Source organism: Evansella clarkii (assembly GCF_002019695.1).
Lineage (GTDB): Bacteria > Bacillota > Bacilli > Bacillales > Salisediminibacteriaceae > Evansella > Evansella clarkii.
On sequence record NZ_KV917376.1, the window covers coordinates 2945045 to 2971847 of the forward strand.

Below are 26803 nucleotides of genomic sequence, written 5' to 3' on the forward strand. Positions count from 1 at the left end.
ATATATGAGCGGAGATCAGGAAAAGAGTAAATTTCAGTGGTTTTTTATAGTTATATTCATCCCTGCTGTATTCGTTATGATTCTTGCTGTTGTTCTGATGTATTACACGGGAGTTAATGTAGGTGGAGCAGTTAGGGAAGCGGCTTCTGTCCTCCCGTTTATCGACTCTGATGAAGAGAGCCATGAAGAATATTCCTCAGAAGAGCTTACGGTCAGACTTGAGCATGAAAATGAGAATTACGCTAAAGAACTGGCCAGGCTGGAAATGGAGCTTGAAAGCAAAGAGGAAGAGATCATGAGGCTTGAAGAAGAATTGCTCCTTCTTAATCAGGAGGAAGAACACGGAGATGATTACGAGGCAGCTGAAGAGGACGTTAACCGCCAGGATATAAGAGACATAGTCAGAACTCTTGAGAGCATGACAGCCTCAAAAGCAGCAGACATACTGGAAGAAATGAGTGAGGATGAAGCTGCTGGTTACCTGCGGCAAATGAATATTGACAAAAGAGCACAGATATTAAGCAGAATGGATCCTGAAACAGCTGCAAGCCTGGTAAACCAGTTAGCAGAGTAAATGGAAAGGGGGTGAACAAAAATTGATCAATGGAATTATACCTGGCCCTGTTCCTGGCAGGCAGCAGACTGGGGTTGATACTTCCGTGCCAGCAGATATAGCTAGGAAAGACAAGGAAGGTAAATCATTTCTATCTTTTCTGGAAGAGAAGATTGGTGAAGGAGCAGATGAATCTGGAGCCGGCCTTATCACGCAGTCTTTCCCTGAAGGAGAGGGGCAGGATCTGCAGGAACTATTTGTTTATTTGAGAGATGCAGTCCTGACCGATGCAGATATACTATTCAATGAGTCGGCGGACGGGGGATTTTTTACAGAAATTATGCCTGAAAAAATGGCAGCCGAGATAGTTAATAAACTGCAGGAGGCAGTTGAAATGGAAGAAATGGGCATGCAGCACAAAATGCTCGATGATCCAGAGTTCATTATAGCTCTTCTTTCAGTTATGCCGCAGTCTGGAGCAGATTACGGTCAGAAAAATATCCAGGCTTTTGAGCGGATCCCGCCTTTCTTAAGTGAGTCACTACATAAGCTCTTCCCAGGGCTTTCATCACTCGCTGTCAAAAACATGAATACATTGGAGGAACTGGGCAGACAGTTCGTAGAGATTCTTAAAGAACTCCCGGAGGATAAACTGAGAGCAGCAGGCCTTAGAGACTGGACGAGTTTAATCGCGGGTAAAACAAAGCCAGAAGGTTCATCCGGACAATTTATTCTTCCGCAATCCGGGAAAGAATTCACCGCTCATATACAAATAGACCCGGCATCCAGCCACTTGTCCAGGCTTCAGCAGTTTTTTCTTCATACCGGTTCCCAGCCTTCTGAAAGAATTACTGAGGAACAGTTCCTCCGCCAGTTTCAGTCTGTTCTGAAAGGAGGAGTATTCAGGAATATGGAAAACGGAATCCAGCAGCTGACTGTTAAACTGAATCCGCAGCATCTGGGCAGGCTTGATATAACGATTCAGCAGGTAAACGGTGTGCTTATAGCTAAATTGACTGCCGCCACCTCTCAGGCAAGGGAATTGATTGAAGGGCAACTGCATCAGCTTCGCCAGGCCTTTCTTGGCCAGCAGATACAAGTGGACAGGGTCGAGGTTACCCAGCAGCAGACCCAGCAGCAGGCTCTGAAAGATTCTCAGGGACAAGCTGGAGAAGAGAGTGGGGACCAGCAGCCTTCCCCAGAGAAAGACAGAGGGGAAGAAGAGGATGAAGAAACATTTGCAGCATTTTTAGAAGAGACGATTAACACGAAAGTGTAGGTGACCACCAGTGGAAACTACTATTAACAGCCTGTATTTGTCAGATTATCAGAAACAGCAGAAAAGCAGACATACAGGTGATCTGGATAAAGATGCGTTTCTCCGGCTGCTGATTACCCAGCTTCAGAACCAGGATCCTCTTAATCCAATGGAAGACCAGGAATTTATAGCTCAGATGGCACAATTTTCTGCTCTTGAACAAATGACTAATATGAATGCAAACCTTCAGAAATTCCTGGACACCCAGCAGCAGAGCGCTTTTCATTCACATAGTGAACTAATTGGAAAAAGGGTTGCCTGGGAAAGGGAAACGAAGCTCGAAGACGGCACCACGAGGAAAGAGACAGGGGATGGAGTTGTAACCTCTGTAAGATTTAAAGATGGAACTGCAGAACTGATTATAGACGGAGACCGGCCAGTAAGCACCTCAGATATTACAGCTGTATCCCTGGCTGAATAAGATATTATTTTTTCGGAGTTGATGGTCAAATGAATAAAATCATGCCACACCATCTGCAGCAGCTGGCCAACCCATCTGTAAAAGTAAACCGGCAGCCTGAAAAGGTAAAAGGGGACATCTCCTTTCAATCTCTTCTTCGGAACGAGATAGACAAAACCGGTGAGATCAAGCTGAGCAGGCACGCTGAAAAAAGAATCCAGGCAAGAGGGATTGAAATAACAGAGAAGGCCTGGCAGGAAATTAATGGGAAAGTCGATGAGGCAGGGGCAAAAGGTGTAAATGATGCTTTAGTAATAACAAACAGTGCGGCATTAATTGTAAATGCCAAAAACAAAACTGTGATCACAGCAATGGACAGAGAGGAAATGAACACTCAGTTATTTACCAATATAAATGGAGCTATAGTGATTGAGGACGAATAAGCGGCCGGACCGAAAGGAAGCCGTATGCTGCTGACCGACAGAAGCAGCATCTCTAAATTTGAAGGGAGAGATTAAGATGTTAAGAGCAATGTATTCAGGTATCGGCGGGATGCAGAACTTTCAGACGAAACTCGATGTAATTGGTAATAATATCGCGAATGTAAATACATTCGGATATAAAAAAGGAAGGGCGACTTTCCAGGATCTTGTAAGCCAGCAGATGTCCGGGGCAGGTACACCAGCAGAAAATCGCGGCGGTACTAACCCAATGCAGGTAGGGCTCGGAGGATCTTTAGCAACAGTAGATACTATTCAGACACAAGGTTCTTTGCAGACTACAGGGAGAGATCTTGACATGGGGATAACCGGAGACGGGTTTTTCATCGTGAATGATGGGAATCAGTCGTTCTATACGAGAGCCGGTAACTTTTATCTTGATCAGCAGGGGAACCTCGTTGCCTCCAACGGAATGTATGTCCAGGGGTACCCGGTAGATGCAGAAGGCAATATTAACGCAGCAGCAGGCACTGGGAATCTTCAGATTACCTCAGGAGCGCAAGTAGCTCCTGAAGCAACTGATAATGTAACGCTGAGAGGGAATCTTAGAGCAGACGACCCGGTTAATACAGAGAGGACACTCGCTTTTAACGTGGTAGATGACATTGGAACTCAGCATCCTGTAAATATTAATTTCACAAAAACCGCTGAAAACACATGGTCTTACTCAGTAAACGGAACTACTGGAACGCTTAATTTTAACGGAGGAAGTAACAATGCCGGACCTTTTAACCTGCCAGTTACTTCTTCGAGCGGCACAGGAAATTTCAATGTGGAAATCGATTTTTCACGGATTACCCAGTATGCATCTCCTTCTACTGTGGACGTTGCAAGCATGACAGGAAGTATTGATGGTACATTGGAAAGCTACAGTATTTCACAGACTGGAGAAATTAACGGGATTTTCTCTAATGGAGAAGTAAGATTGCTTGGGCAGATTGCTCTCGCATCATTCAATAACCCGGGAGGACTTTCTAAAGCAGGGGACAGCCTGTTTCAGGCAACCAACAACTCCGGAAATCCGCAAGTTGGGCTTGCCGGTATTGCAGGAAGAGGCACGCTGACAGGCTCGGCTCTTGAAATGTCAAACGTGGACCTCGCTGAGGAATTTGCTGAAATGATTGTCACCCAGAGGGGCTTTCAGGCAAATACAAGGATGATCACCACTTCTGACGAGATCCTACAGGAACTTGTTAATCTGAAACGTTAATAAAGTTAGTGGCTTGGTGCTCTTGAGGGCACTAAGCTGCCTGTTACCGGGAAAGGGGGAAGGCTGCGGCTCCAGGCTAGTCCGCAGCCAATAATCATATGATTAAGCTTACGAGGCTGAACAGCCAGGAATTTACTCTGAATGCAGTATATATAGAACAGATCCAGTCCTTTCCTGATACCACCATCACATTGACAAACGGTAAAAGGCTTGTAGTTTCTGAGAAAGAAGATGAAGTTATCAGGAAGGCGACGGAATTTTACAGAAATGCTGGTTTGCTTGCTGCAGTTCAAAACCAGGGCAGCAGCCTAAAGGGGGATTGAGATGTTCCGGAATAAACTGGTGAATATAATGCTTGTTATTCTTGGGGCCCTGACTGTGGCAGGTGTTTTAACAATTGTGATTTATACGCAGCTTGCAGAGGAAACACATGCAGAAGGTAAACCGGGAATAGAGGAAATTCTGAAAGTTACGGTGGAGACAGACGAAATTATTACGAACTTATTGTCCAGCCATATTATCAGGACTCAGTTTGTTATCCAGCTTGATAACAGAAATGCTAAATCAGAGCTCGAAAAACGTGACTTTCAGGTAGAGAATATTATTATCCGCGAGCTTTCCGATATGAAAGAAAGTGATTTTCAGGGCTCTGAAGGAATTGCATCACTGGAAAAACAAATTAAGGATAAAGTAAATGAAATTATGCAGGATGGAACCGTTGAGGAGGTTTATTTAAAACAACGGGTAATTCAGTAGCACGGTTAGCTGCAGCGTAGAAGGCGAGGTGAAGCACTTGACAGATGTTTTATCCCAGGGGGAAATTGATGCTTTGTTATCCGCACTGTCAACAGGTGAGATGGATGCAGAGGAATTAAAAAAAGAAGAGAAAGAAAATAAGGTAAAAACGTATGACTTCAAACGTGCTCTAAGATTTTCAAAAGACCAGATTCGAAGTTTAACGAGAATCCATGAGAATTTTGCGAGATTACTAACGACACAGTTATCCGCACAGCTCAGAACATTTGCGCAAGTTTCTGTTGCCTCTGTAGATCAGTTGTCTTATGAAGAGTTTATTCGTTCAGTTCCTAAGATGACAATATTAAATGTGTTTACGCCTGAACCCCTTGAAGGGCGTTTTGTGATGGAAGTGAACCCCAACATAGCCTTCGCTATGCTTGACCGTATGCTTGGGGGGAGAGGTGAAGCATTCAGTAAGGCGGAAAATCTTACAGAAATTGAAACCCGGATACTCACACAGCTTTTTCAGAGGACACTGGAAACTTTCCGTGAAGCCTGGGATTCGGTTAAAGAGTTTGAGCCTGTTATGGATGATCTGGAGATAAATCCTCAGTTCCTTCAGTTAGTCTCCCCCAATGAAACGGTCGTAGTTATTTCATTTTCCACTGCCATTGGAGAGGCATCGGGAATGATCAATTTATGTCTCCCGCATGTTGTTATTGAGGAAATCCTTCCTAAATTGTCTGCACATCTGTGGATGCAGCAAAAGAAGAAAGAAAGAGAACCAGGAGAACTAACTTCGCTTCAGAACAGCGTTAAACAAGCTCCTCTGGAGGTTGTTACTGAACTTGGAAAGTCTGAAATTACAATTGAGGAATTCCTCCACCTTGCAGTAGACGATGTAATAGAACTTAATCAGTTAATCGAGGATCCTTTAAAGGTAAACGTTGGAAGCCTGGCGAAATTTTATGGCCAGCCAGGGAAACTGCGAGGAAATGTTGCAGTTCAGATAACAGAAGTAATTGGAGAGGAAGGGGATTGAGATGAACGACGATATGCTGTCCCAGGAAGAAATCAATGCCCTGTTAAACGGAATGGGTGACGAGGAAGAAGACGATTCTTCAGAAGAAACTGCGGTGGTTGAGGATTATTTATCAGGTATAGAGCAGGATGCTGTTGGTGAAATAGGCAATATTTCTTTTGGCAGCTCTGCGACCGCCTTATCTACTCTTCTCAACCAGAAAGTGGATATCACCACTCCCGAAGTGAGTATTGTGAAGCAGTCAGAACTTGATAAAGAATTCCCAAAACCCCATGTAGCTGTAAGTGTAAAGTACATAGATGGTTTTGAAGGCATGAATGTCCTTGTAATTAATACTAAAGACGCTTCAATAATTGCAGATTTAATGCTAGGGAATGATGGAACTTCCGCGCCTGAGGAATTAGGTGAGATGGAGGTCAGTGCGGTTCAGGAGGCAATGAATCAGATGATGGGCTCCGCATCAACCTCCATGTCCACCATTTTCGGAAAGAGGGTGGATATTTCCCCGCCGGATATCGAGGTCTTGCACTTGCCTGAAGAACCAAACAAAATCGAGCTGCCTGGTGAAGAAGCTCTTGTCATGATTTCCTTTAATTTAAAAATAGGAAATTTAATAGATTCTAAAATTATGCAGCTTCTTACAGTAGGGTTTGCTAAGGAAATGGTCGAGCTGTTAATGAATCCGGCAGCTGCTGATCAGAAAGAGGAAAAATTGTATGACGAAGTTTCAGCAGCAGCTGAAGGGGATTCGAACTCAGAATCAGCCTCTTATCAACCTCGTCACCAGCGGGAGGCAGCCGAACCGGCCCAGGAAACAAATATTCCGGCAGGAGAAGACCGGTCCAGACTACAGGAACAGCAGGAATTAAGAAGTAATTCATCTGATGAGAACAGCCATGAAGTGAAGCAGAAACCGAAACCAAAACGTGCTGCTAACATTCAGGCCGCAGCTTTCTCTGATTTTGGCCAGCCTGTCCCTGGAGAAACAGGAACGAAGAATCTCGATATGCTTTTGGATATACCCCTCGAAGTAACTGTTGAACTTGGGAGAACCAGGAAATCCGTGAGGGATATCCTGGAGATGACTCAGGGCTCGATTATTGAACTGGATAAACTCGCAGGAGAGCCGGTGGATATTTTGGTGAATCAGCGTCTTGTAGCCCAGGGGGAAGTAGTCGTTATTGATGAAAACTTTGGTGTGCGCGTAACAGATATTGTGAGCCAGAAAGAACGAATCACAAAATTAAGATAAATAAGGAGGAAACAGTAATGCCAGTAAAAGTTTTAGTAGTGGATGATGCCGCATTTATGAGAATGATGATTAAAGATATTCTGACGAAAAACAACTTTGAAGTAGTTGCAGAAGCCGGAGACGGTGCTCAGGCAATAGAACTTTACAAGGAGCATTCTCCTGAACTGGTCACTATGGATATTACTATGCCTGAGATGGATGGAATTACAGCATTAAAAGAAATCCGGAACTTTGACGCTAATGCTAAAGTGATCATGTGTTCAGCAATGGGGCAGCAGGCTATGGTAATTGATGCAATTCAGGCAGGAGCGAAAGATTTTATAGTAAAACCCTTCCAGGCAGAACGGGTGCTGGAAGCAGTTAACAAAACACTGGGATAGCATACAGCTTCAGAGGAGTGGCATTATTGAAACACGTGAGTGGTATTTTAATTCTATTTTTAGCTTTTAATATTCTGATAAGCACAGACGCATCCGCCCAGGAATGGGGGGACGGGGACGGAACTATCAGTGATATGATCAATCAGGGAGAGCCTGAGGGAGAAAATGACAGCAGCGATAGAGAAGAAGAAAGACAGGGAAATATACTGACAGGCGATGCTGGAGAGAATGGCAGCGGAACTATTGGCACTGGTGAGAACACACCTAATTTATTCTTGCTTTCACTGCAAATGTTTGCTGCTCTTGCGGTCGTCATCTTTTTAATCAATGCCCTCCTCAAATTTGTCAATAAAAGAAGCAGGTCTTTCCAGCAGCATTCAACGATCGAAAATATAGGTGGAGTGGGACTCGGGGCAAATCGCTCAGTACAGGTTGTGAAGGTCGGAAGAAAGTTGTTCCTTGTAGGGGTTGGAGAAACTGTCCAGCTCATTAAAGAAATAGAAGATCCGGAAGAAATTAAAGAAATTACCGAGTCCGTTCAGCCGCAGCAAATTCTTGACCAGCCAGTCAGCCAGGCTGCGGATTGGGTGAAAAACCTTATTTCCGCAACTAATCGAAAAGAAAAAGAAGCGGGAGACAAGAAAAACTTCCACAATATGCTCAACAGAGAAATGAAGGAAGTAAGAAAAACACAGGACAAAATTCATTCCGCAGTTAAGGGGAACAGCAGATGATAGAAATTCCAGCATTAGATATTTTCAGCGATGAACCTGAAAACTTAACAGCTACTGTCCAGCTTCTCCTTCTGCTAACAGTTCTTACTCTTGCACCAAGTATCCTGATCCTGATGACCTGCTTCACTAGAATTATAATAGTTTTGTCTTTTGTCCGCTCAGGTCTGGCTACACAACAAATGCCGCCTAATCAGGTGCTTATCGGACTGGCTCTGTTCCTGACATTTTTCATTATGGCTCCAGTATTTTCTGAAGTAAACGAACAGGCACTCCAGCCAATGTTTGAAGGGGAAATCAGCCAGGAAGAAGCTTTTGAAGCAGCAGCACTCCCGATGAAAGAATTTATGGCAAGACATACGAGAGAGAAAGATCTGGCATTATTCATGGGATACGCAGGGCTTGACAGGCCTGAATCTCTTGACGACATACCTTTGACTGCTCTTGTCCCTGCTTTTGCTATCAGTGAACTAAAGACTGCTTTTCAGATCGGATTTATGATTTTCGTTCCGTTTCTGGTAATAGATATGGTTGTTGCGAGCGTTTTAATGTCGATGGGTATGATGATGCTTCCTCCGGTTATGATCGCACTTCCGTTTAAAATTTTGTTGTTTGTAATGGTAGACGGCTGGCATCTTGTTGTCCGCTCACTGCTGCTTAGTTTTTAAGGGGGAGTAAGAAAATGACTTCAGAAATGGTAATAGGATTAGCTGAAAGAGGTATCTTCGTCGTACTGGCTGTATCAGGGCCTTTGCTTATAACTGCTCTGGGACTTGGTCTTATTGTAAGTATATTTCAGGCAACAACTCAGATTCAGGAACAAACGCTCGCTTTTATTCCTAAAATCGTCGGCGTACTTCTCGCTTTATTGGTATTTGGCCCCTGGATGCTTGATCAGGCACTGACATTTGCAGAGCAAATTTTCGGTAATCTCAATCAGTATATAGGATAGCGTGATGGCTGAGATATTTGACTGGTTTCCTGTATTTTTATTAATTCTTGTACGTGTATCTGCTTTTATGGTCACTCTGCCCTTTTTCTCTTATCAAAATATACCTGCCCAGCTGAAAATTGCTCTTTCTGTCTTTATCTCCTGGATGATGTTTTTTTCCGGAGACTGGCCGGTGCTGGAAATTGACTACACATATTTTCTGCTGATAATAAAAGAAGCGCTGACAGGGCTGACAGTAGGACTCATTGCTATGATCCTTCTTTATGCAGTCCAGATTGCCGGCGGGTTTATAGATATAAAAATGGGCTTTATGATTGCCAACGTAATCGATCCTCAGACTGGGGCTCAAAGCCCTATGATCGGAAGTTATTTGTATACTTTTACAATACTTTTCATTCTGGCAACTGATGCTCATCACCTCCTCCTCGATGGAGTTTATTACAGCTATCAGTTTGTCCCGGTGGACCAGCTGTATCTTCCTTTTGGAGACGAAGCGGTCATCAGCTTTGTTGTCAGCACGTTCAGCACGATGTTTATCATTGCTTTTCAAATGGCCATGCCGATTGTCGGATCTTTATTCCTTGTTGATGTAGCACTGGGGATGGTATCAAGAACCGTTCCTCAGGTCAATGTTTTCGTTGTTGGCCTGCCGCTTAAAATACTTGCTGGATTCATCATCCTGGTGTTAGTTATGGCTCCTTTTTTTGTAATCGTGCAGCATCTTGTTGAAACGATGACGCTGACAATGAGGACACTGATGGAGATTTATGGAGGGGTATCGTAGTGTATCTTAAGCTGAATATACAATTTTTTGCCCAGGAAAAGACAGAAAAGGCAACCCCGAAAAAAAAGCTCGAGACAAGGAAAAAGGGCCAGGTAGCGAAAAGCAATGATGTAAATACCGCGTTCATACTCCTGTTTGTATTTTTGTTCTTCTGGCTGATCGGCCGCTTTGTGGTGGAGCAGCTCTTCAGTATAGCGCAGTTTACGTTGCAGGAATATTTGCTGATGGAGCTTACGAAAACAAACGTCAGGACTTTATTTACAGAATTAAGTTTTCAGGCTGCGCTGGTAATTGGCCCTGTTATGCTGGCAGCTATAGCCGCAGCAATTTTCAGCAATTATCTCCAGGTTGGTGTTTTGTTTGCTCCCGAGGCAATCAAAATGAAACTGGAAAAAATCGATCCTATTAAAGGGGCAAAAAGGATATTTTCTGTCCGGGCTCTGGTGGAATTTTTAAAATCAATGCTTAAAATCTCTCTCGTTGGCCTTGTTACGTTTTCAGTATTATGGATTTCCATGGATGAGATTTTAAAGCTGTCCCTGTACTCTGTTGGAGAGAGCGTACGTATTATTGGTAACCTGACACTTATAATGGGTCTGGCGACAGCAGCATTGCTGATTTTCCTCTCTGTGCTTGATTACATGTACCAGAAGTATGACCATGAAAAAAACATCCGGATGTCCAAACAGGATGTAAAAGATGAATATAAAAAAACCGAGGGTGACCCTCTTATAAAATCAAAAATCAAAGAAAAACAGAAGCAAATGGCAATGAGCAGAATGATGCAGGAGATCCCTAATGCGGACGTAGTTATTACTAACCCGACTCATTATGCTGTAGCTTTAAAGTACGAAGATGGAAAAATGGCAGCACCGGTAGTCGTGGCAAAAGGAGTAGATTATATTGCTCTTAAAATCATTAACGTTGCAAAGAATAATGAAGTTATTACCGTAGAAAACAGGCCGCTTGCAAGAGCTCTGTACAGCCAGGCTGAAATTGGAGACCAGGTGCCGGAAGATCTTTTTAAAGCGACTGCTGAAGTACTGGCATACGTCTATCGTATCCAGAGGAAGATTTGACATGCCGCAATATGCATTGCCTCAAACGCCGGAAGGGAAGAACGTAAATGGCAGGTAAAGATTTTAGTATTTTATTAGGAGTAATTCTTATAGTTGTTATGCTCATCATTCCGCTGCCGCCTGGAATGATAGACTTCTTAATTATTGTGAATATATCATTTGCGCTCTTGATTATCCTTGTTTCCATGAATACGAGAGAGCCGCTGCAGTTTTCTATTTTTCCGACACTGCTCCTGCTCGTAACATTATTCCGCCTTGGACTGAATGTATCCACAACGAGGGCTATCCTCGGTAATCAGGGTGATGCAGGTAATGTTATTGATACATTCGGGCAGTTTGTAGTTGGAGGAAACGCGCTAGTCGGATTTGTCGTATTTGTCATCCTTGTTGTTATCCAGTTTGTCGTTATAACAAAAGGAGCCGAACGTGTATCCGAAGTAGGTGCCAGATTTACTTTGGATGCTATGCCGGGGAAGCAAATGAGCATAGATGCAGATTTAAATGCAGGCATGATCTCTGATGGGGAAGCAAGAGAAAGACGTAAAAAAATTGAACAGGAAGCTGATTTTTACGGGTCGATGGATGGGGCCAGCAAGTTTGTTAAAGGGGATGCCATTGCTGGTATTGTTATTGTTCTGATCAATATTATCTTTGGTTTCGTCATCGGTATGGCACAGGAAGGGCTCAGTTTAGGAGAGGCGGCCGGTAAATACACACTTCTTACAGTAGGAGACGGATTGGTCAGCCAGATCCCTGCACTTCTTATATCCACTGCAACGGGAATCGTAGTGACCCGGGCTGCCTCAGAAGGAAATTTGGGCCACGATATTACGAAGCAGCTGTTTGCCTACCCCAAAATGCTTTACGTAGCAGGGGGAACGATTGCACTGCTGGGGTTCATGACTCCGATCGATCCTTTTGTTACAACAACTGTTGCTGCAGCACTTGGAGCAGGAGGTTTTATCCTCAGTAAAAATGAGAGAAAAGAAAAAGAACTTGAAGATCTGGAGATTCCCCCTGATGAACAGGACGAGGAAATAAAATCTCCGGAAAGTGTTGTAAATCTTCTTCAGGTAGACCCGGTGGAATTTGAATTTGGCTATGGACTTATCCCTCTTGCAGATGCTAACCAGGGGGGCGACCTTCTTGACAGAGTTGTGATGATAAGACGTCAGCTCGCAATAGAACTGGGGATGATTGTCCCGGTAATCCGGATAAGAGATAATATCCAGCTGCAGCCTAACGAATATTCGATAAAAATTAAAGGGAATGAGGTTGCGGGAGGAGAGCTGCTTCTTGATCACTTTATGGCGATGAGTCCTGGGGTCGATGATGAGAACATCACCGGAATAGAAACAGTGGAGCCTGCTTTTGGCCTTCCGGCACTCTGGATTTCTGAAGAACTGAAGGAACAGGCTGAAATGGCCGGCTATACAGTAGTTGACCCTCCTTCAGTTGTTTCCACACACCTGACGGAAGTTATAAAGCGCCATGCCCATGAGCTTATAGGACGACAGGAAACAAAACAGCTTATTGATCATTTGTGCGAGACCTATCCTACCCTTGTAGAGGAAGTTACGCCGAATCCCCTGACTACTGGGGAGATTCAAAAGGTGTTAAGTAATTTACTCAAGGAGAACGTTTCTATACGAAATCTGCCGGTAATTTTTGAAACGCTTGCTGATTACGGGCAGATGACAAAAGATACAAACCTGCTTACGGAATATGTCCGGCAGTCATTATCAAGACAGATTTCCAAGCAGTACGCACCTAATAACGAACCTCTTTATGTAATGACAGTGAGTGGTGCGGTAGAGAAAGCGCTCGCTGATGCAGTGCAGCAGACGGAACACGGGAGCTTTTTAAATCTTGATCCTGATTCTGCCCAGTCAATTGTTGAATCAGTTATGAGAGAAGCAGAGAGAATGCAGGAAACGGGCCATATGCCGCTCATTTTATGCTCTCCCGCTGTAAGATTATATGTCCGGCAGCTAATCGAAAGATACTTGCCGCAGGTTCCTGTTTTATCTTATAACGAGCTGGAGCCGTTTGTAGAAGTTCAAAGTGTCGGGGTGGTGAATAACTAATGAAGGTAAAAAAGTATACAGCTCTAAATATGAACGAAGCTATGCGGCAGATTCGCGGGGAATTAGGGGACGATGCAGTGATACTGAATTCACGGCAAGTGGAAACAGGAGGGATATTCGGCTTGTTCAGAAAGAAGGGCGTGGAAGTTATCGCTGCAATCGATCCTGAAATCAAAAAAAAACCGGTGAAAATTGAACGGAAGCCAGTTCCTAAAACAAAGGCAAAACCTGAACCGGAAAGCGGTATGGCAAATGAGTTGTCAGAGATACGGCAAATGGTTGAGCGTCTCAGCAAACAGCAACAAGCGGATACAGACAATATAAGTTACCCGCCTGAATTAAGGTCTGTTGTAAAAACACTGGATGGACAGGAAGTAGCCCCTCATATTACTGCGGTAATAATGAAGCAGCTCCTGAAAAAATGGTATTCCGGTGAAAGAGAGGAACTGGATCCGGAAACGGTCAGCAGCTGGGCAGCAGATGAACTGACAGCTCTTCTCGAAGGAGTAAATACTGGTCCTTTTAGTTATGGAAAACAGCTCCTTTGTGTAGTGGGGCCCACCGGTGCAGGAAAGACGACTACTTTAGCCAAAATAGCAGCCTACACTGTACTTGAAGAAAAGAAGAAGGCAGCATTTATTACTACCGATACATATCGGATTGCTGCGGTTGAACAGCTGAAAACATATGGTGACATTTTAAACATGCCAGTGGAAGTAGCCTATTCAGCAGAGGATTTTAAGCAGGCGAAAAACAGGCTGAAAGACTATGATGTCATTTTGGTTGACTCTGCAGGGCGGAATTTCCGAAATGCAGAATATATAGAACAGCTTGGCGGCATAATCGACTTCGATGAAGAAATGGAAACGCATCTCGTGCTGCCTTTAACAGCAAAATACAGAGACATGGAAAAGATCATTACTGAATTCAAGACTATCAATCCGGATAAAGTCATTTTTACTAAATCTGATGAAACCGGCTCTCTTGGAGCTGCAATCAATATACAGTATGAATATAAAATTGGCAGTTCGTATATAACTACCGGCCAGAACGTACCCGATGATATCCTTCCTGCTTCAGGGGAGTTTTTCATTAAGGAGATTTTAAGGAGCTGAGCAAATGGATCAGGCAGATTCGTTGAGAAATAAAATGGCTTTACAACTGTCGGACCAGAAAAAACACACATCGGGGAACGCCCGTGTGATAGCAGTAGCAAGCGGAAAAGGGGGGGCGGGCAAATCGAATTTCACCGTCAATTTTTCCCTTGCCCTGCAAAGGCTCGGTAAAAAAGTCCTCGTATTTGACCTTGATATCGGAATGGCTAACATAGACATTTTACTTGGGCAAAGTGCTGAATATACGATTGTTGATATGCTGAGGCAGCGGCTTTCAGTATGGAAGATTATCGCCAAAGGCCATGAAGGGCTGCCATTTGTTTCAGGAGGCTCCGGTTTGAATGATCTAATTGAATTCAGCGGAGATGAAATGGAATACTTTCTTGAACAGCTCCAGTTAATTGGAAAAGAATACGATTATATATTTTTTGATATGCCGGCAGGAGTAAGCAGGACCAGCCTCCACTTCTTATTATCTGCAGATCAGGCCTTTCTGGTAACGACACCTGAGCCAACCTCTGTGACAGATGGATATGGGATGATTAAATTTTTACATGTTAACAATAAAAACCTCCCTGTCTGTTTAATTATTAACCGTATTAAAAATAAAAAAGAAGGCTCTGCAACAGCCAGTAACATTTCAGCTGTGTGCAGGCAGTTTTTAAATAAAGAAATAAAAAGTCTGATTTACATACCAGATGACGACACGGTTGGAAAGGCAGTGAGGGCTCAGACACCCTTCATTGCTTATTCACCTGATGCCAGATCGTCTGCAGCAGTTCTTCAGGCGGCAAGACAGTATACAAATGAATTGAATTCACAAGAGAAGTATACAGAGTTTTCCTTTACAGCTAAACTCAGACGCTTTTTTACAACTAAGGGGAGGAATACTTTTGGTTAATGTCCTTGTAGCAGATGATTCCGCTTTTATGCGGAAAATGATCGCAAGTATGCTTTCTTCAGATCCTGATATAACAGTAATCGGAACAGCGAGAAACGGAGAGGATACATTACGGGGCATAAAAAAATACAGGCCGGATGTTGTAACTCTTGATGTGGAAATGCCTGTTATGAATGGTCTTGAGGCCTTAAAAAGGATAATGGAAGAATGTCCTGTTCCAGTGATTCTCGTTTCCAGCAGGACAGAAGAAGGGGCCGATGAAACCCTTAAAGCAATGGAATATGGAGCTTTTGATTTTATACCAAAGCCGTCCGGATCTATCTCTCTGGATATAGAAACTATTAAGACGGATTTAATTAACAAAGTGAAACATGCAGCATCAGCTGCAGCGGAACGGCCAGGCAAACCAAGGAAGGCCCGGGTGCCGGATACAACAATTTTAGAAAAAGAAGAAGCGAAAACAGAAGATTTCCATACTAATATCCATCTTAAAACATTAATAGCTATCGGAGTTTCCACAGGAGGGCCTAAAGCGCTTCAGAAAGTTTTGCCGGCACTGCCGAAGGAACTCAATGCCCCTGTCCTGATTGTTCAGCATATGCCTGAAGGATTTACGAAATCGTTAAGCAGCAGGCTTAACAAGTTATCAGGCATAAGAGTTAAAGAAGCAGAAGATGGGGAACTTCTTCAGCCTGGCACTGCTTATATAGCTCCGGGAGGCAGCCATCTCAGAGTACGGAAACTTGGCGCTTCCCTGGCATGCGAACTTAGTGAGGATCATCCGGTTCATGGCCACCGGCCTTCCGTGGATGTATTATTTGAGTCACTAGCTTTACTCACTAAACACAAAGTAATAGCAGCCATTTTAACAGGGATGGGAAGCGACGGAACAAAAGGCCTTATAAAATTAAAACACTCTGTTAAGACGCTTGCAATCACTGAATCTGAGAAAACAGCGGTTGTATACGGAATGCCGAGAGCTGCAGCAGAAGCCGGGGTGGCGGATATAGTAGCCGATATTGACCAGATAGCCGCAATAATTGAAAGGTTTACCAGGAGGGGGTAGTTGCTTTGGAGAAAAATCAGTATTTAGACATGTTTATTGAAGAGAGTAAAGAACACCTGCAGGCGATGAATACACATTTTTTAAAGCTGGAGGAAGAACCGGGAAACATTAGTCTAATTAATGAAGTTTTTCGTTCTGCCCATACTTTAAAAGGAATGGCAGCTACCATGGGATTCTATGACCTTGAAAAGCTGACACACCAGCTCGAGAACATTCTCGACGGGATCAGGAATGGTGTCCTGAACACATCTGCTGAACTTCTTGATATGATGTTTGAATCTGTTGATGACCTTGAAGCAATGGTGGAAGATATTTCAGCCGGCGGAGAAGGAAAACGCAATGTTACAGAAATAATTGCAGCCTTGAAGAAATTAGAAGAGGGAGCTGGTTTACCTTCCCCACAGAGCACAGCCCTGCAGGAGGCAGCAAGCACTGCTGTTCCTGAAGAACAGACTATCATTCTGGATGACTTTGAATTAACTGTTATTGCTCAGTCGGAAGAGCAAGGTTTTGAAGCATTGCAAATAGATATTACGCTTCAGGAAAATTGTGTTTTGAAAGCCGCCAGAGTATTTATGGTTTTTGAAGCTCTGGAAAAGTCAGGTGAAATTATTAAGGCGTCTCCTTCTGTAGATGAGCTTGAAGAAGAGAAGTTTGAGAATTCGTTCACAGTAATCCTTGTTACTAAGTCTTCTTCGGAAGAGGTTAAGTCCTCAATTCTGAATATTTCTGAAATAGAAAGTGCGGAAGTTACAAAAATTTTTACAGGAAAAATTCAAACTGAGGAAGATAAAAACGCTGATAAAGAGCCTGAAAATTCGGTGGATGAAGAAATGGAGAATGACTTGCCCCGAAGTTCAGAAGATAGCAGCCGCAGGCAGGCACGGGCGCAGTCAGCAAATAAAACCATCCGTGTAAATATAGACAGGCTTGATACTTTAATGAATCTGTTTGAAGAGCTTGTCATTGACCGTGGAAGGCTGGAGCAGATTTCAAGAGAATCCAATAACAGCGAACTTACTGAAACAGTGGAGCATATGACAAGAGTTTCTGGTGATTTACAGTCTATTATTCTTAATTTAAGAATGGTTCCGGCCGAACAGGTTTTTAATCGTTTTCCGAGAATGGTCCGGAGCCTGGCTAAAGAGCTGAACAAAAAAGCAGTTTTAACAATAAGCGGGGAAGACACAGAACTTGACAGGAATGTGATTGATGAGATCGGCGATCCGCTTGTCCATTTGCTGCGCAACTCTCTTGACCATGGTATAGAAAGGCCAGAAGACAGGATAAAGGCTGGAAAAGATGAAGCAGGTAAAATAAACCTGTTGGCTTACCATAGCGGGAACCATGTATTTATTGAGGTATCTGACGATGGTGCCGGAATTAATAAAGAAAAAGTCCTTGAAAAAGCACTTAAAAACGGAGTTATTAATAAAGGAGACACAGGGAGCCTTTCTGAAACGGAAGTGTTTGAACTTTTGTTTGCGAGCGGTTTCAGTACAGCTGAAAAAGTTTCAAATGTTTCCGGACGAGGCGTTGGGCTCGACGTCGTTAAAAATAAAATAGAATCCTTAGGGGGTTCTGTATCTGTAGAATCAGAAAAAAATAAAGGGACTAAGTTTACAGTCAGGCTGCCGCTGACTTTGTCGATAATTCCTTCACTGCTGGTTAAGATTCAGGAGGAAACATTCGCAATCCCTTTGTCTTCTATTATTGAAACAGCAATTATTAAAGACGAAGATATTTTATCGGCCCACAAACAGAAAGTGATTGATTTTCGGGGCAAAGTTATTCCGCTGCTCGATTTAACAGGATATTTTGATGTTCCTGTTTCTGCAGAGGCGAGCAATCACCTGCATGTAGTAATTGTAAGAGTGCAGCAAAAAATAGCAGCTTTAGTAGTAAATCAATTTATCGGGCAGCAGGAAATTGTTCTTAAGTCTCTGGGGAACTATCTTTCAGCAGTACCGGCAATTTCAGGAGCTACTATCCTGGGCAATGGACAAATCGCCCTGATCATAGACTGCAATTCTATTATGCAGCATTAAAATTAATGCTCTGTTTATGGCTGATGTTGATTTTTAATAATACTGTTGATTTACGCGAAAGGTGCGAGACGCCTGTGGGAATAGCATTAGCTGAAGATCCCGCAGGGTGTTCTTCCCGAGGAAGCTGAAGCAATGCCCGCGGCAAGCGAGCACACTGCAGCAAAAATCAACAACATAGTTTAATAGAGCCAAAATTAAAAAAGCTCATTTAGAGGGGGAACTAAAATGGAAAGTGCAGCAGTAAAAAATGAAGTGAAGGTCATTGTATTCGAATTGAAAGATGAAGAGTACGGGGTGCCAGTGGAGCAGGTTCGTTCTATCGAAAGAGTACAGCATATTACAAGAGTTCCTAAAACGCCGGACTTCGTTAAAGGAGTAATTAATCTCAGAGGAGTTGTTACACCTGTTATTGATCTCAGAAGCCGCTTTGAGATTGAAGAGGAAGAATATTCCTCACATACGAGAGTGATTATAGTTTCTGTGAACGATACGGAAGCCGGGTTAATTGTAGATACAGCGAACGATGTAATTGATATTCCGGCAGGTGAGATTGAACCGCCGCCTGAAGTTGCTGGCGGAGTGGAGGCAGAGTACATATACGGCGTGGCTAAGCTGGATAAACGACTCCTCATACTTTTGAATCTCGATAAAGTGCTGAATACAGAAGAAATGAAAGAGCTGAAGCAAATTGAGGCGCATCAATGAGTATGTCCCGGCGGATTGAACCATTCCATCTTGATGTATTGAAGGAAGTAGGGAATATTGGTGCAGGTCATGCCGCCACAGCTTTATCCAGTTTATTGGACAAGGATATTGATATGAAAGTCCCTCAAGTAAAGTTAGAACCCTTTCATATGTTTGGTAATATGTTCAGGGAAGATATGGAAAATGTAGCAGCAATATATTTCAGGATAGATGGCGAGGTAACAGGAAGCATGTTTTTTATGCTTCCTGTTAAAGAAGCAAATTCTTTTGTACAGAAACTGACCGGGGATACTTCACAGAAAATAACGGTTTCCAATACAACCGAATTAGCAGTATCGGCTCTGAGCGAGGCTGGTAATATTCTGGCTGGTTCTTATTTAACAGCACTGGCGGATTTTACACGGCTGAACCTTATTCCTTCTCCGCCAGGCTTTGCAGTCGACATGGCTTCTGCTATTTTAAGTTATGCTCTGGTGCCATTATCTGCAGCGGCTGACGAAGCACTCATAATTGAAACAGAAATTATTGAAAATGACAGGGAAAGCAACAGGGTTTTAAATGGATATTTCTTTTTTCTTCCCGATCCTGGGTCCCTGGGAAAAATACTTCAGTCTCTCGGGGTGCCTGCAGATGAATAAAGTGATCAGAGTTGGTATGGCTGACATTAATTTTGCAGCTTCTCCTTCAACAATACGTACTTCGGGCCTCGGTTCCTGTGTTGGTGTGGTTATATACGACGAAAAGTTAAATATCGGCGGAATGGCACACATCATGCTGCCCGATTCTTCCATGTCGAGAGGCGGAATAGTTCAGAGAGCTAAATACGCCGATACTGCGGTCACTGACCTGGTCTCCTATTTCCGCAGTAAATCTAAGCAAGGAGAGGCTGTCCGGCTGAAAGCGAAAATTGCCGGTGGAGCTCAGATGTTCCAGTTTTCAACGAGCACCGAACTGTTCCGGATCGGTCCGAGAAATGTTGAAGCAGTGAAAGAACAGCTGAAAAACATGAAAGTAATGCTTATAAATGAAGACACTGGAGGCAGCAGCGGAAGGACGATTGAGTTTGACCCGGAAACGAAGAAATTGTATATCCGTACTGTTAATAAAGGTGAAAAAGTAATCTGACAGGCATACTATATTTTGTTTTCCGGCGCTTTTGCGCCAGCGACAGGAAAAACCATGAAGGAGGGGCAGATACTCATGCCACATGCCTATGCTGCAGTACAGTTTAAAGACGAATGGAATCAATGGACTAAAGGTGATGAATCAGCAGGCGACAGACTGGTTGAGGCATTTCTCCCGCTCGTGGAATATCATGTAAAAAGAATTGGAGCAGCCTTGCCAAAAAGTGTCCAGATTGATGAGCTCAGAAGCCACGGGATGCTTGGATTATATGATGCTTTACGAAAATTCGATCATACAAGAGACCTGAAATTTGATACATATGCCTCTTTCCGTATAAGGGGGGCGATTATTGACGGGCTGCGCCAGCAGGACTGGCTGCCAAGGTCTTTGAGAGAGAAGTCAAAAAAAATCGAACAGGCATCAGAACAGCTGGAACAGAAGTATGGCCGGTATGTGAGCGCTGCGGAGGTTGCTGTTTATCTCGGTCTCAGCGAGGAAGAAGTTCTTCAGACGATGAACGAAAGTTATCTGTCGCATCAGCTTTCCATTGATGAGACGGCACAGGATTCAGAAAAAGAGGAAACGTTCACTGCTGCCATTCCAGACAACCGAACCTTAACTCCCGAGCAGGAGCTGGATAAAAAAGCAAGGATAGAAGAACTTGCAGAAGTTATAAAAACACTGAATGAAAAAGAACAGACAATCATCAGCCTGTTTTATTTTGAAGAGCTTACTTTAACAGAGATCGGTGAACTGCTTAATTTATCGACTTCAAGAATTTCTCAGATTCATTCCAGATGTATTTTTAAGCTTCAGCAGAAACTGAACAAAATAGGTAGCAGGAATTAAATGAAAGGCCTATGGGAGGTCAATCTGCAAAAGCTCCGGGGAGAGCTTTTATCATGGTTTAAGCAGATAGTCCTCATAGAGAAGTGATAAAGAGAAAGAGGGTATTGCTGCCGTGGAATTAGAAGATTTTTTTGAGTTGGAAATCAGCGGGGACGGGATGACAGCCGCCCTGAAACAGAAACAGCTTAAAGATTATGAAAATGACATCACAGAAGAGCAGCTTGCTGAGTTTTTAAAGCTGCATGGAATAGTTTTTGGAATTAAACCCGGGATTGCAGGCAGGCTCAATGAAGGTCCTGTATCAGAAAAACTTCTGGTCGCAAAAGGAAGGCCTGCGGTAAACGGGAGAGATGCCGCCATGCAGCTCGTTGTTAAAGCGCCAGCGCGCAAAGACGTTCTTAATGATAGTAATTCATCTGTTAATTTCCGGGATATTATTGAAATACCATCTGTGCAGCAAGGGGATACAGTTGCTGTAAAAATTGAAAAAACTCCCGGTGCTGACGGAACAGACGTATACGGCCGGGAAGTCACAGCACGGGAAGGAAGAGACTTTAAATTAAGGCCGGGTAAAAACACTAAAGTAAGCAGAGACTCTCTGAGGCTTATCGCTTTGTCGGCCGGCCAGCCTTCCACAGGCAACAAAACGGTACATGTCTACCCTGTCTATGAAGTGCACGGAGATGTTAGTATGAAGGTAGGAAACATCGATTTCGTGGGTAATGTTACTATAAACGGAGGCGTTCCTTCTGGTTATTCTGTTAAAGCTAAAGGGGATATCCGAATCAGCGGCCCAGTGGAAGGTGCCGAAATAAGCGCTGGTGGATCTGTTTATATTTCACGAGGCATAGTGGCGCAGAATAAAGGTTTTATAAAGGCAGGAGTGGACATATTTACTTCTTTTATCAACCAGGCGGAGGCGGAAGCAGGCGGTGATATTTATGTTACCCAGTCCATCCTTCACAGCAATATTTCTGCCGGAGGATTTGTACGCTGCATAAAAGGGCGTGGGAATATTGTTGGCGGGAGTATATCCGCTGGAAAAGGAATCGAGATGAATGAAGCGGGTAATTCGATGAATACCCCAACCACTTTCTTTATCGGAGCCGGAAAGAATACTTTCGAAAAGGAAAAGTTTTACGAAGAAAAATTAAAAAAATCAGCTGAAGAGCTTGAGAAGCTTCATCTTCTGCTTGATAAGCTTACTGAGAAAGAAGAAAAGGGCGCTGCCGGGGCGAAAGACAGGATAATGATACTGCGGATTCGAAGTACAATAGAAAAGGCAAGCCGTGAATATGAAGAAAGCCGTGAGGAGCTCGGGGAGTTAGCGGAGGTTTCGCATAATGGGACAGAGGGATTCCTTACAGTACATAAAACAATATACCCTAATTCAGCCATTCAGTTCGGGAAATACAGATGTAAAATAAACTCACTGCATCAGCATCTTATTTTTAAACTGGAAGCAGGGGAGATCAGGTTTGAATCTGTTACATAAGCCAGATTTACTTTACTAAGAGAACTTCAGCAATGCTAAAGCCCAGGTACAATGCTCCTGGGAAAGTGCGAAAGATCAGGGGGGATTCTGATGAGCGGCTTAAAATCCATTGAAATGCAGGTTGCACTGCCAAGGACGCAGTCTGCAGGGAAGATCCAGGATCAGCTTCAGCAGAGGACAGCAGTGGCCCAGGGGCAGCTTGCTGAAGCGGGTGTGAAAAAACAGGAACGTGTCAAACAGACAGTTACATCTGCCGAGCAGACCTTATATAAAAGGCTTGCAAATGATGAAGAGAGGGGTACAGGCAGTGGTGGACAGCAGGAAGGAAAAAAGGGACATAAAAAGATCAGTACCTTACCGGGTGAAGATCACGTGGAAGAACACCCATATAAAGGAGTTCATTTTGATGCGAAATGGTAGAGGAGGATACGAATGCTCTATTTATTAATTATCAGCTTTCTCCTTCATTTAGTTTGTTTTTATTTTATTATCCTCCTTTATCAGCGGCTGAAACAGCAGGAACCTTTTGATAAAGAAAAAACACTCGATGAAATGGAAGAAATGCTTCTTGCCTATACAACGGAAATGAAAGAAAATAACGAGAAAATAGCCAGAATAGTTTCACGTAAACTGAATAACCAAACAGCCGGTCTGAAACCTGATGACAGGTCATCGGCTGCAGAGCCTGATGAATCTGAAAGAGAACAGGAAGAACCGGATGGGGAAATAATAGCTTTTCAGACAGAACAGGATTCAGCAGAGCAGAAAGAATATACACCGCCTCTTCCTGATGAAGAGAAGGCTGTCAGGGTGGACACCTCCCCCCAATCCAGAGTTTTATCCCTTCACAATGAAGGCTATACTATAAAAGAAATCGCCCGTAAACTGAATATGGGAACAGGTGAAGTAGAGCTTATGATAAAATTTTATAAATAAATCCCCTCAGCACTTGCTATAGACTTTGCATTATGGTATATTATTTCACGGTGTTAATACACACGTTTCCTGATTTATGCAATGGTGCTGCAATACGCAGTTTTGTATAAAGAGGAGGGAAGCGGAGGCCAAAAAAACCAAAAGGAGGTGAGTGATGTGGCAGTTATTTCCATGAAACAATTACTTGAAGCTGGGGTACACTTCGGTCATCAGACACGACGCTGGAACCCTAAAATGGATCGCTACATCTTCACAGAAAGAAACGGTATTTACATTATCGACCTTCAAAAGACGGTCAAGAAAGTTGACGAAGCATTTAACTTCGTTCGTGACCTTGCAGGACAAGGCGGAACAATGCTTTTCGTAGGAACTAAAAAACAGGCTCAGGATTCCGTGAAAGAAGAAGCGGAACGTGCTGGGATGTACTACATCAACCAGCGCTGGTTAGGCGGAACATTAACAAACTTCGATACTATCCGTAAACGTATCGGCCGCTTAAAAGAAATTGAGCGTATGAAAGAAGACGGCACTTTTGACGTTCTTCCTAAAAAAGAAGTTGTTCTTTTAAACAAAGAACTTGAGCGTCTTGAGAAGTTCTTAGGCGGAATTAAAGATATGGAGAAGCTTCCTGATGCATTATTCATTATCGATCCGCGTAAAGAGCGTATTGCTGTAGCGGAAGCTAAAAAATTAAACCTACCGATCGTTGCGATCGTGGATACTAACTGTGACCCTGACGAGATTGACTACGTTATTCCTGGAAATGACGATGCAATCCGTGCTGTACGTCTTCTGACAGCTAAAATGGCTGACGCAATTATTGAAGCAAACCAAGGTGAAGAAACAACTGCTTAAAATGTTGTCCAAAAGGGTGATAGAGGGCTTGACCCTTTATCACCTTTTTTCTACAAAAATTTACTGACAATTCTATGTAAATATTAGTAATTGAAACCTTTGAAGGAGGAATTACCCAATGGCAATAAGTGCAAAGATGGTAAAAGAACTTCGTGAGAAAACAGGCGCAGGCATGATGGACTGCAAAAAGGCTCTTACTGAAACTGATGGTGATATGGAAAAGGCGGTCGACTACCTTCGTGAGAAAGGTATCGCAAAAGCTGCCAAAAAAGCTGACCGTGTTGCAGCAGAAGGGCTTGCTCATATTAAAGCTCAAGGTAACACAGCTGTAATTGTTGAAGTTAACTCAGAAACGGACTTCGTTGCTAAAAACGAAGGTTTCATTAACCTTATTAATAAAGTAGCTGACCACCTGCTTGAAAATAAACCAGCTAATGTGGAAGAAGCATTAGGCCAGGAAGTTGAAGGAGAAGGTACATTACAGGATTACTTCAACAACCAGATTGCTAAAATTGGGGAGAAAATTTCTCTTCGCCGCTTCGAAATCGTTGAGCGTGGCGAAAATGAAGCATTCGGCGAGTATATCCACATGGGCGGACGTATCGGTGTTCTTGCAGTACTTGAAGGTACTACTGACGAAGCTCTCGCTAAAGACATCGCAATGCACGTAGCGGCGATCAATCCTAAATATGTAAGCCGTGATGCTGTTTCTGAAGAAGAAATCAATCGTGAGCGTGAAGTACTTAAGCAGCAGGCCCTAAACGAAGGCAAGCCTGAGAAAATCGTTGAAAAAATGGTTGAAGGACGCCTTGGAAAATACTTTGAAGAAATCTGCCTGAACGACCAGGCTTTCGTTAAAGACAGCGACCAGAAAGTTGGTAAATACGTTGCTTCTAAAGGTGCAAGTGTAAAAACTTTCTACCGCTACGAAGTTGGCGAAGGTATGGAAAAACGTGAAGACAACTTTGCAGAAGAAGTAATGTCTCAGGTTAAAAAATAAAAAACAAAGAAGAAAGGGGCACATTGTGTCCCTTTTTCCTGAGTATTACATTGTTTTATCCCGATGTAACCGTCCGTAAAACTCCCGCTTCAAAACATGAGTGGAAGCGAAGATGTATAGGCGGGAGATAACGGACGCTAACATCCCGATTGGTTCAACTAACAATCAGTGGGGGATGAATCACCCCCCCACTGATTGAAGTTTCACTTTATAATATGAGTTATAGCATGGAGTGTTGAAGGAGGGCATTATGGAAAGAACAAAATACAACCGTATTGTGTTAAAATTAAGTGGGGAAGCTTTGGCCGGAGAGCAGGGCTTTGGTATTGACCCTTCTGTCATTCAGTCAATCGCACAGCAAATCAGGGACATCATTGACCTGGAAGTGGAAGTGGCTATCATTGTCGGCGGCGGGAATATCTGGAGAGGTATGGCTGGCAGCGCCAAAGGAATGGACAGGGCAACTGCTGATTACATGGGAATGCTTGCTACCGTAATGAATTCCCTCGCATTACAGGACAGTCTGGAAAATATCGGGGTTCAGACCCGTGTGCAAACTTCTATTGAAATGCGCCAGGTTGCAGAGCCGTACATAAGGAGAAAAGCGATCCGCCACCTTGAGAAAAAGCGTGTTGTTATTTTTGCAGCAGGAACGGGTAACCCGTATTTCTCTACGGATACTACGGCGGCTTTACGTGCAGCTGAGATCGAAGCGGACGTTATCCTCATGGCGAAGAACAAAGTAGACGGAGTATACAGTGCCGATCCTTCAATCGATTCCAGTGCAGTTAAATATGATTCACTCACTTACCTCGATTTACTGAAAGAGGGTCTTGCTGTAATGGATTCAACAGCATCATCGCTTTGCATGGATAATAATATACCGCTGATTGTTTTCTCCATCATGGAAGAGGGTAATATTAAGCGAGCAGTAACCGGCGAAGAAATCGGTACGATAATAAGGGGGAAAGAATGATGTCGGATGCAGTAATTAACGAAATGGAAGAAAGAATGAGTAAATCAATCGAAGCTTTTCGAAAGGAACTGGCTACAGTCCGTGCAGGACGTGCGAATCCTTCTTTGCTCGACAGAGTCCAGGTTGAGTATTATGGAATGCTTACACCATTAAACCAGCTTGCGACGATTGCTGTGCCGGAAGCGAGAATGCTTACGATCCAGCCTTTTGATAAGTCTTCTATCTCTGACATTGAAAGAGCGATCCAGAAAGCGGACCTTGGTCTGTCACCGGCAAATGACGGTAACATTATCAGAATCTCTGTCCCTGCTCTTACTGAGGAACGACGCCAGGAGCTTGTTAAAGTAGTAGGCAGATATACAGAAGATGCAAAGGTTGCTGTAAGAAACATCCGCAGGGATGCGAATGACAGCCTGAAGAAGCTGCAGAAGGACGGAGAGCTTACAGAGGATGAACTGAGACGAAACCAGGATGGTGTTCAAAAGCAGACTGACGCTGTAATTAAAGAGATTGAAGAAATAGCAAAAGTAAAAGAACAGGAAATCATGGAAGTATAAAGAAAAAACATGTAAAATAAATGATGATGTAAAAGCTTTCTATGAAACGGTTTTGTAAAAGACCCTCTGTGACAGGGGGTTTTTTTACACTGTTATACATAAATTTTTATGTATTAGAGAAGTACATAAATATTCAGGTATTAACAGGG

Annotated in this window: 31 protein-coding genes; all 31 read left to right on the forward strand. The window is 43.3% G+C overall.

The features are described from left to right. The first annotated feature begins 4 nt into the window (after positions 1-4). The 31 genes from BK582_RS13685 to frr all read left to right on the forward strand — a co-directional run bounded on the left by BK582_RS13685 (position 5) and on the right by frr (position 26654). Entirely contained in the window at positions 5-574 is a 570-nt protein-coding gene (locus tag BK582_RS13685) for a MotE family protein (RefSeq protein ID WP_078595590.1), read from the forward strand. Between the two features lie 22 nt (positions 575-596). Then, entirely contained in the window at positions 597-1832 is a 1236-nt protein-coding gene (locus tag BK582_RS13690; RefSeq protein ID WP_078595592.1) for a flagellar hook-length control protein FliK, read from the forward strand. A 10-nt stretch (positions 1833-1842) separates the two neighbouring features. Then, positions 1843-2292 carry a flagellar hook assembly protein FlgD gene (gene flgD, locus BK582_RS13695; RefSeq protein WP_078595595.1) on the forward strand — a complete coding sequence of 150 codons (450 nt, stop codon included), beginning with the start codon at positions 1843-1845 and terminating at the stop codon, positions 2290-2292. 29 nt (positions 2293-2321) lie between these two features. After that, entirely contained in the window at positions 2322-2714 is a 393-nt protein-coding gene (locus tag BK582_RS13700; protein ID WP_078595596.1) for a TIGR02530 family flagellar biosynthesis protein, read from the forward strand. Between the two features lie 76 nt (positions 2715-2790). Then, a complete protein-coding gene (locus BK582_RS13705) occupies positions 2791-3981 on the forward strand; it encodes a flagellar hook protein FlgE (protein WP_078595597.1) in 1191 nt (396 codons plus the stop codon). A gap of 98 nt (positions 3982-4079) precedes the next feature. Then, on the forward strand, positions 4080-4304 hold the full coding sequence (locus BK582_RS13710; RefSeq protein WP_078595598.1) for a flagellar FlbD family protein: 225 nt from the start codon (positions 4080-4082) through the stop codon (positions 4302-4304). Between the two features lies 1 nt (position 4305). Next, positions 4306-4737: a flagellar basal body-associated protein FliL gene (gene fliL / locus BK582_RS13715; RefSeq protein WP_078595599.1), complete on the forward strand. Its 432-nt coding sequence runs from the start codon at positions 4306-4308 to the stop codon at positions 4735-4737. A 37-nt stretch (positions 4738-4774) separates the two neighbouring features. Then, entirely contained in the window at positions 4775-5761 is a 987-nt protein-coding gene (gene fliM, locus BK582_RS13720) for a flagellar motor switch protein FliM (RefSeq protein WP_078595600.1), read from the forward strand. A 1-nt stretch (position 5762) separates the two neighbouring features. After that, positions 5763-7013, forward strand: a complete 1251-nt coding sequence (fliY, locus tag BK582_RS13725; protein ID WP_078595601.1) for a flagellar motor switch phosphatase FliY — start codon at positions 5763-5765, stop codon at positions 7011-7013. A 17-nt stretch (positions 7014-7030) separates the two neighbouring features. Further along, complete coding sequence (locus BK582_RS13730; RefSeq protein ID WP_078595602.1) at positions 7031-7393, forward strand: response regulator; 363 nt, start codon at positions 7031-7033, stop codon at positions 7391-7393. A 35-nt stretch (positions 7394-7428) separates the two neighbouring features. After that, positions 7429-8127 carry a flagellar biosynthetic protein FliO gene (locus tag BK582_RS13735; RefSeq protein ID WP_244895497.1) on the forward strand — a complete coding sequence of 233 codons (699 nt, stop codon included), beginning with the start codon at positions 7429-7431 and terminating at the stop codon, positions 8125-8127. Further along, the gene (gene fliP / locus BK582_RS13740) at positions 8124-8792 is read left to right on the forward strand and encodes a flagellar type III secretion system pore protein FliP (protein ID WP_078595604.1); all 669 of its coding nucleotides are present in this window, start codon (positions 8124-8126) and stop codon (positions 8790-8792) included. The genes BK582_RS13735 and fliP overlap by 4 nt, the downstream gene beginning before the upstream one ends. A 14-nt stretch (positions 8793-8806) precedes the next feature. Further along, complete coding sequence (fliQ, locus tag BK582_RS13745; protein ID WP_078595605.1) at positions 8807-9076, forward strand: flagellar biosynthesis protein FliQ; 270 nt, start codon at positions 8807-8809, stop codon at positions 9074-9076. Between the two features lie 4 nt (positions 9077-9080). Then, entirely contained in the window at positions 9081-9860 is a 780-nt protein-coding gene (fliR, locus tag BK582_RS13750) for a flagellar biosynthetic protein FliR (protein ID WP_078595606.1), read from the forward strand. Next, a complete protein-coding gene (flhB, locus tag BK582_RS13755; RefSeq protein WP_078595607.1) occupies positions 9860-10939 on the forward strand; it encodes a flagellar biosynthesis protein FlhB in 1080 nt (359 codons plus the stop codon). The genes fliR and flhB overlap by 1 nt, the downstream gene beginning before the upstream one ends. Before the next feature lie 47 nt (positions 10940-10986). Continuing rightward, positions 10987-13026: a flagellar biosynthesis protein FlhA gene (flhA, locus tag BK582_RS13760; protein WP_078595608.1), complete on the forward strand. Its 2040-nt coding sequence runs from the start codon at positions 10987-10989 to the stop codon at positions 13024-13026. After that, entirely contained in the window at positions 13026-14141 is a 1116-nt protein-coding gene (flhF, locus tag BK582_RS13765) for a flagellar biosynthesis GTPase FlhF (RefSeq protein WP_078595609.1), read from the forward strand. The genes flhA and flhF overlap by 1 nt, the downstream gene beginning before the upstream one ends. A gap of 4 nt (positions 14142-14145) precedes the next feature. Then, positions 14146-15042, forward strand: coding sequence for a MinD/ParA family protein (locus BK582_RS13770; protein ID WP_078595610.1), 897 nt, complete (start codon positions 14146-14148; stop codon positions 15040-15042). After that, positions 15029-16108: a protein-glutamate methylesterase/protein-glutamine glutaminase gene (locus BK582_RS13775; RefSeq protein ID WP_139368252.1), complete on the forward strand. Its 1080-nt coding sequence runs from the start codon at positions 15029-15031 to the stop codon at positions 16106-16108. The genes BK582_RS13770 and BK582_RS13775 overlap by 14 nt, the downstream gene beginning before the upstream one ends. A 5-nt stretch (positions 16109-16113) precedes the next feature. Continuing rightward, positions 16114-18156: a chemotaxis protein CheA gene (locus tag BK582_RS13780; protein WP_078595612.1), complete on the forward strand. Its 2043-nt coding sequence runs from the start codon at positions 16114-16116 to the stop codon at positions 18154-18156. A 225-nt stretch (positions 18157-18381) separates the two neighbouring features. Beyond that, positions 18382-18861: a chemotaxis protein CheW gene (locus BK582_RS13785; RefSeq protein ID WP_078595613.1), complete on the forward strand. Its 480-nt coding sequence runs from the start codon at positions 18382-18384 to the stop codon at positions 18859-18861. After that, entirely contained in the window at positions 18858-19499 is a 642-nt protein-coding gene (locus BK582_RS13790; protein WP_078595614.1) for a chemotaxis protein CheC, read from the forward strand. The genes BK582_RS13785 and BK582_RS13790 overlap by 4 nt, the downstream gene beginning before the upstream one ends. Next, complete coding sequence (locus tag BK582_RS13795) at positions 19492-19986, forward strand: chemotaxis protein CheD (protein ID WP_078595615.1); 495 nt, start codon at positions 19492-19494, stop codon at positions 19984-19986. The genes BK582_RS13790 and BK582_RS13795 overlap by 8 nt, the downstream gene beginning before the upstream one ends. 75 nt (positions 19987-20061) lie before the next feature. Continuing rightward, positions 20062-20835 (forward strand): FliA/WhiG family RNA polymerase sigma factor, encoded by a 774-nt coding sequence (locus tag BK582_RS13800; RefSeq protein ID WP_078595616.1) that lies wholly within the window; start codon positions 20062-20064, stop codon positions 20833-20835. Between the two features lie 112 nt (positions 20836-20947). After that, the gene (locus BK582_RS13805) at positions 20948-22330 is read left to right on the forward strand and encodes a DUF342 domain-containing protein (RefSeq protein ID WP_078595617.1); all 1383 of its coding nucleotides are present in this window, start codon (positions 20948-20950) and stop codon (positions 22328-22330) included. A gap of 90 nt (positions 22331-22420) precedes the next feature. Beyond that, complete coding sequence (locus BK582_RS13810) at positions 22421-22750, forward strand: hypothetical protein (RefSeq protein WP_078595618.1); 330 nt, start codon at positions 22421-22423, stop codon at positions 22748-22750. Positions 22751-22762: 12 nt separating this feature from the next. Then, positions 22763-23266, forward strand: a complete 504-nt coding sequence (locus BK582_RS13815) for a DUF6115 domain-containing protein (protein ID WP_078595619.1) — start codon at positions 22763-22765, stop codon at positions 23264-23266. A gap of 156 nt (positions 23267-23422) precedes the next feature. Beyond that, a complete protein-coding gene (rpsB, locus tag BK582_RS13820) occupies positions 23423-24121 on the forward strand; it encodes a 30S ribosomal protein S2 (protein WP_078595620.1) in 699 nt (232 codons plus the stop codon). A gap of 118 nt (positions 24122-24239) precedes the next feature. After that, the gene (gene tsf, locus BK582_RS13825; protein WP_078595621.1) at positions 24240-25121 is read left to right on the forward strand and encodes a translation elongation factor Ts; all 882 of its coding nucleotides are present in this window, start codon (positions 24240-24242) and stop codon (positions 25119-25121) included. A gap of 250 nt (positions 25122-25371) precedes the next feature. Then, a complete protein-coding gene (gene pyrH / locus BK582_RS13830) occupies positions 25372-26097 on the forward strand; it encodes a UMP kinase (protein WP_078595622.1) in 726 nt (241 codons plus the stop codon). After that, positions 26097-26654 (forward strand): ribosome recycling factor, encoded by a 558-nt coding sequence (gene frr, locus BK582_RS13835; RefSeq protein WP_078595623.1) that lies wholly within the window; start codon positions 26097-26099, stop codon positions 26652-26654. Before pyrH ends, frr begins: the two co-directional genes overlap by 1 nt. Positions 26655-26803: the final 149 nt, after the last annotated feature.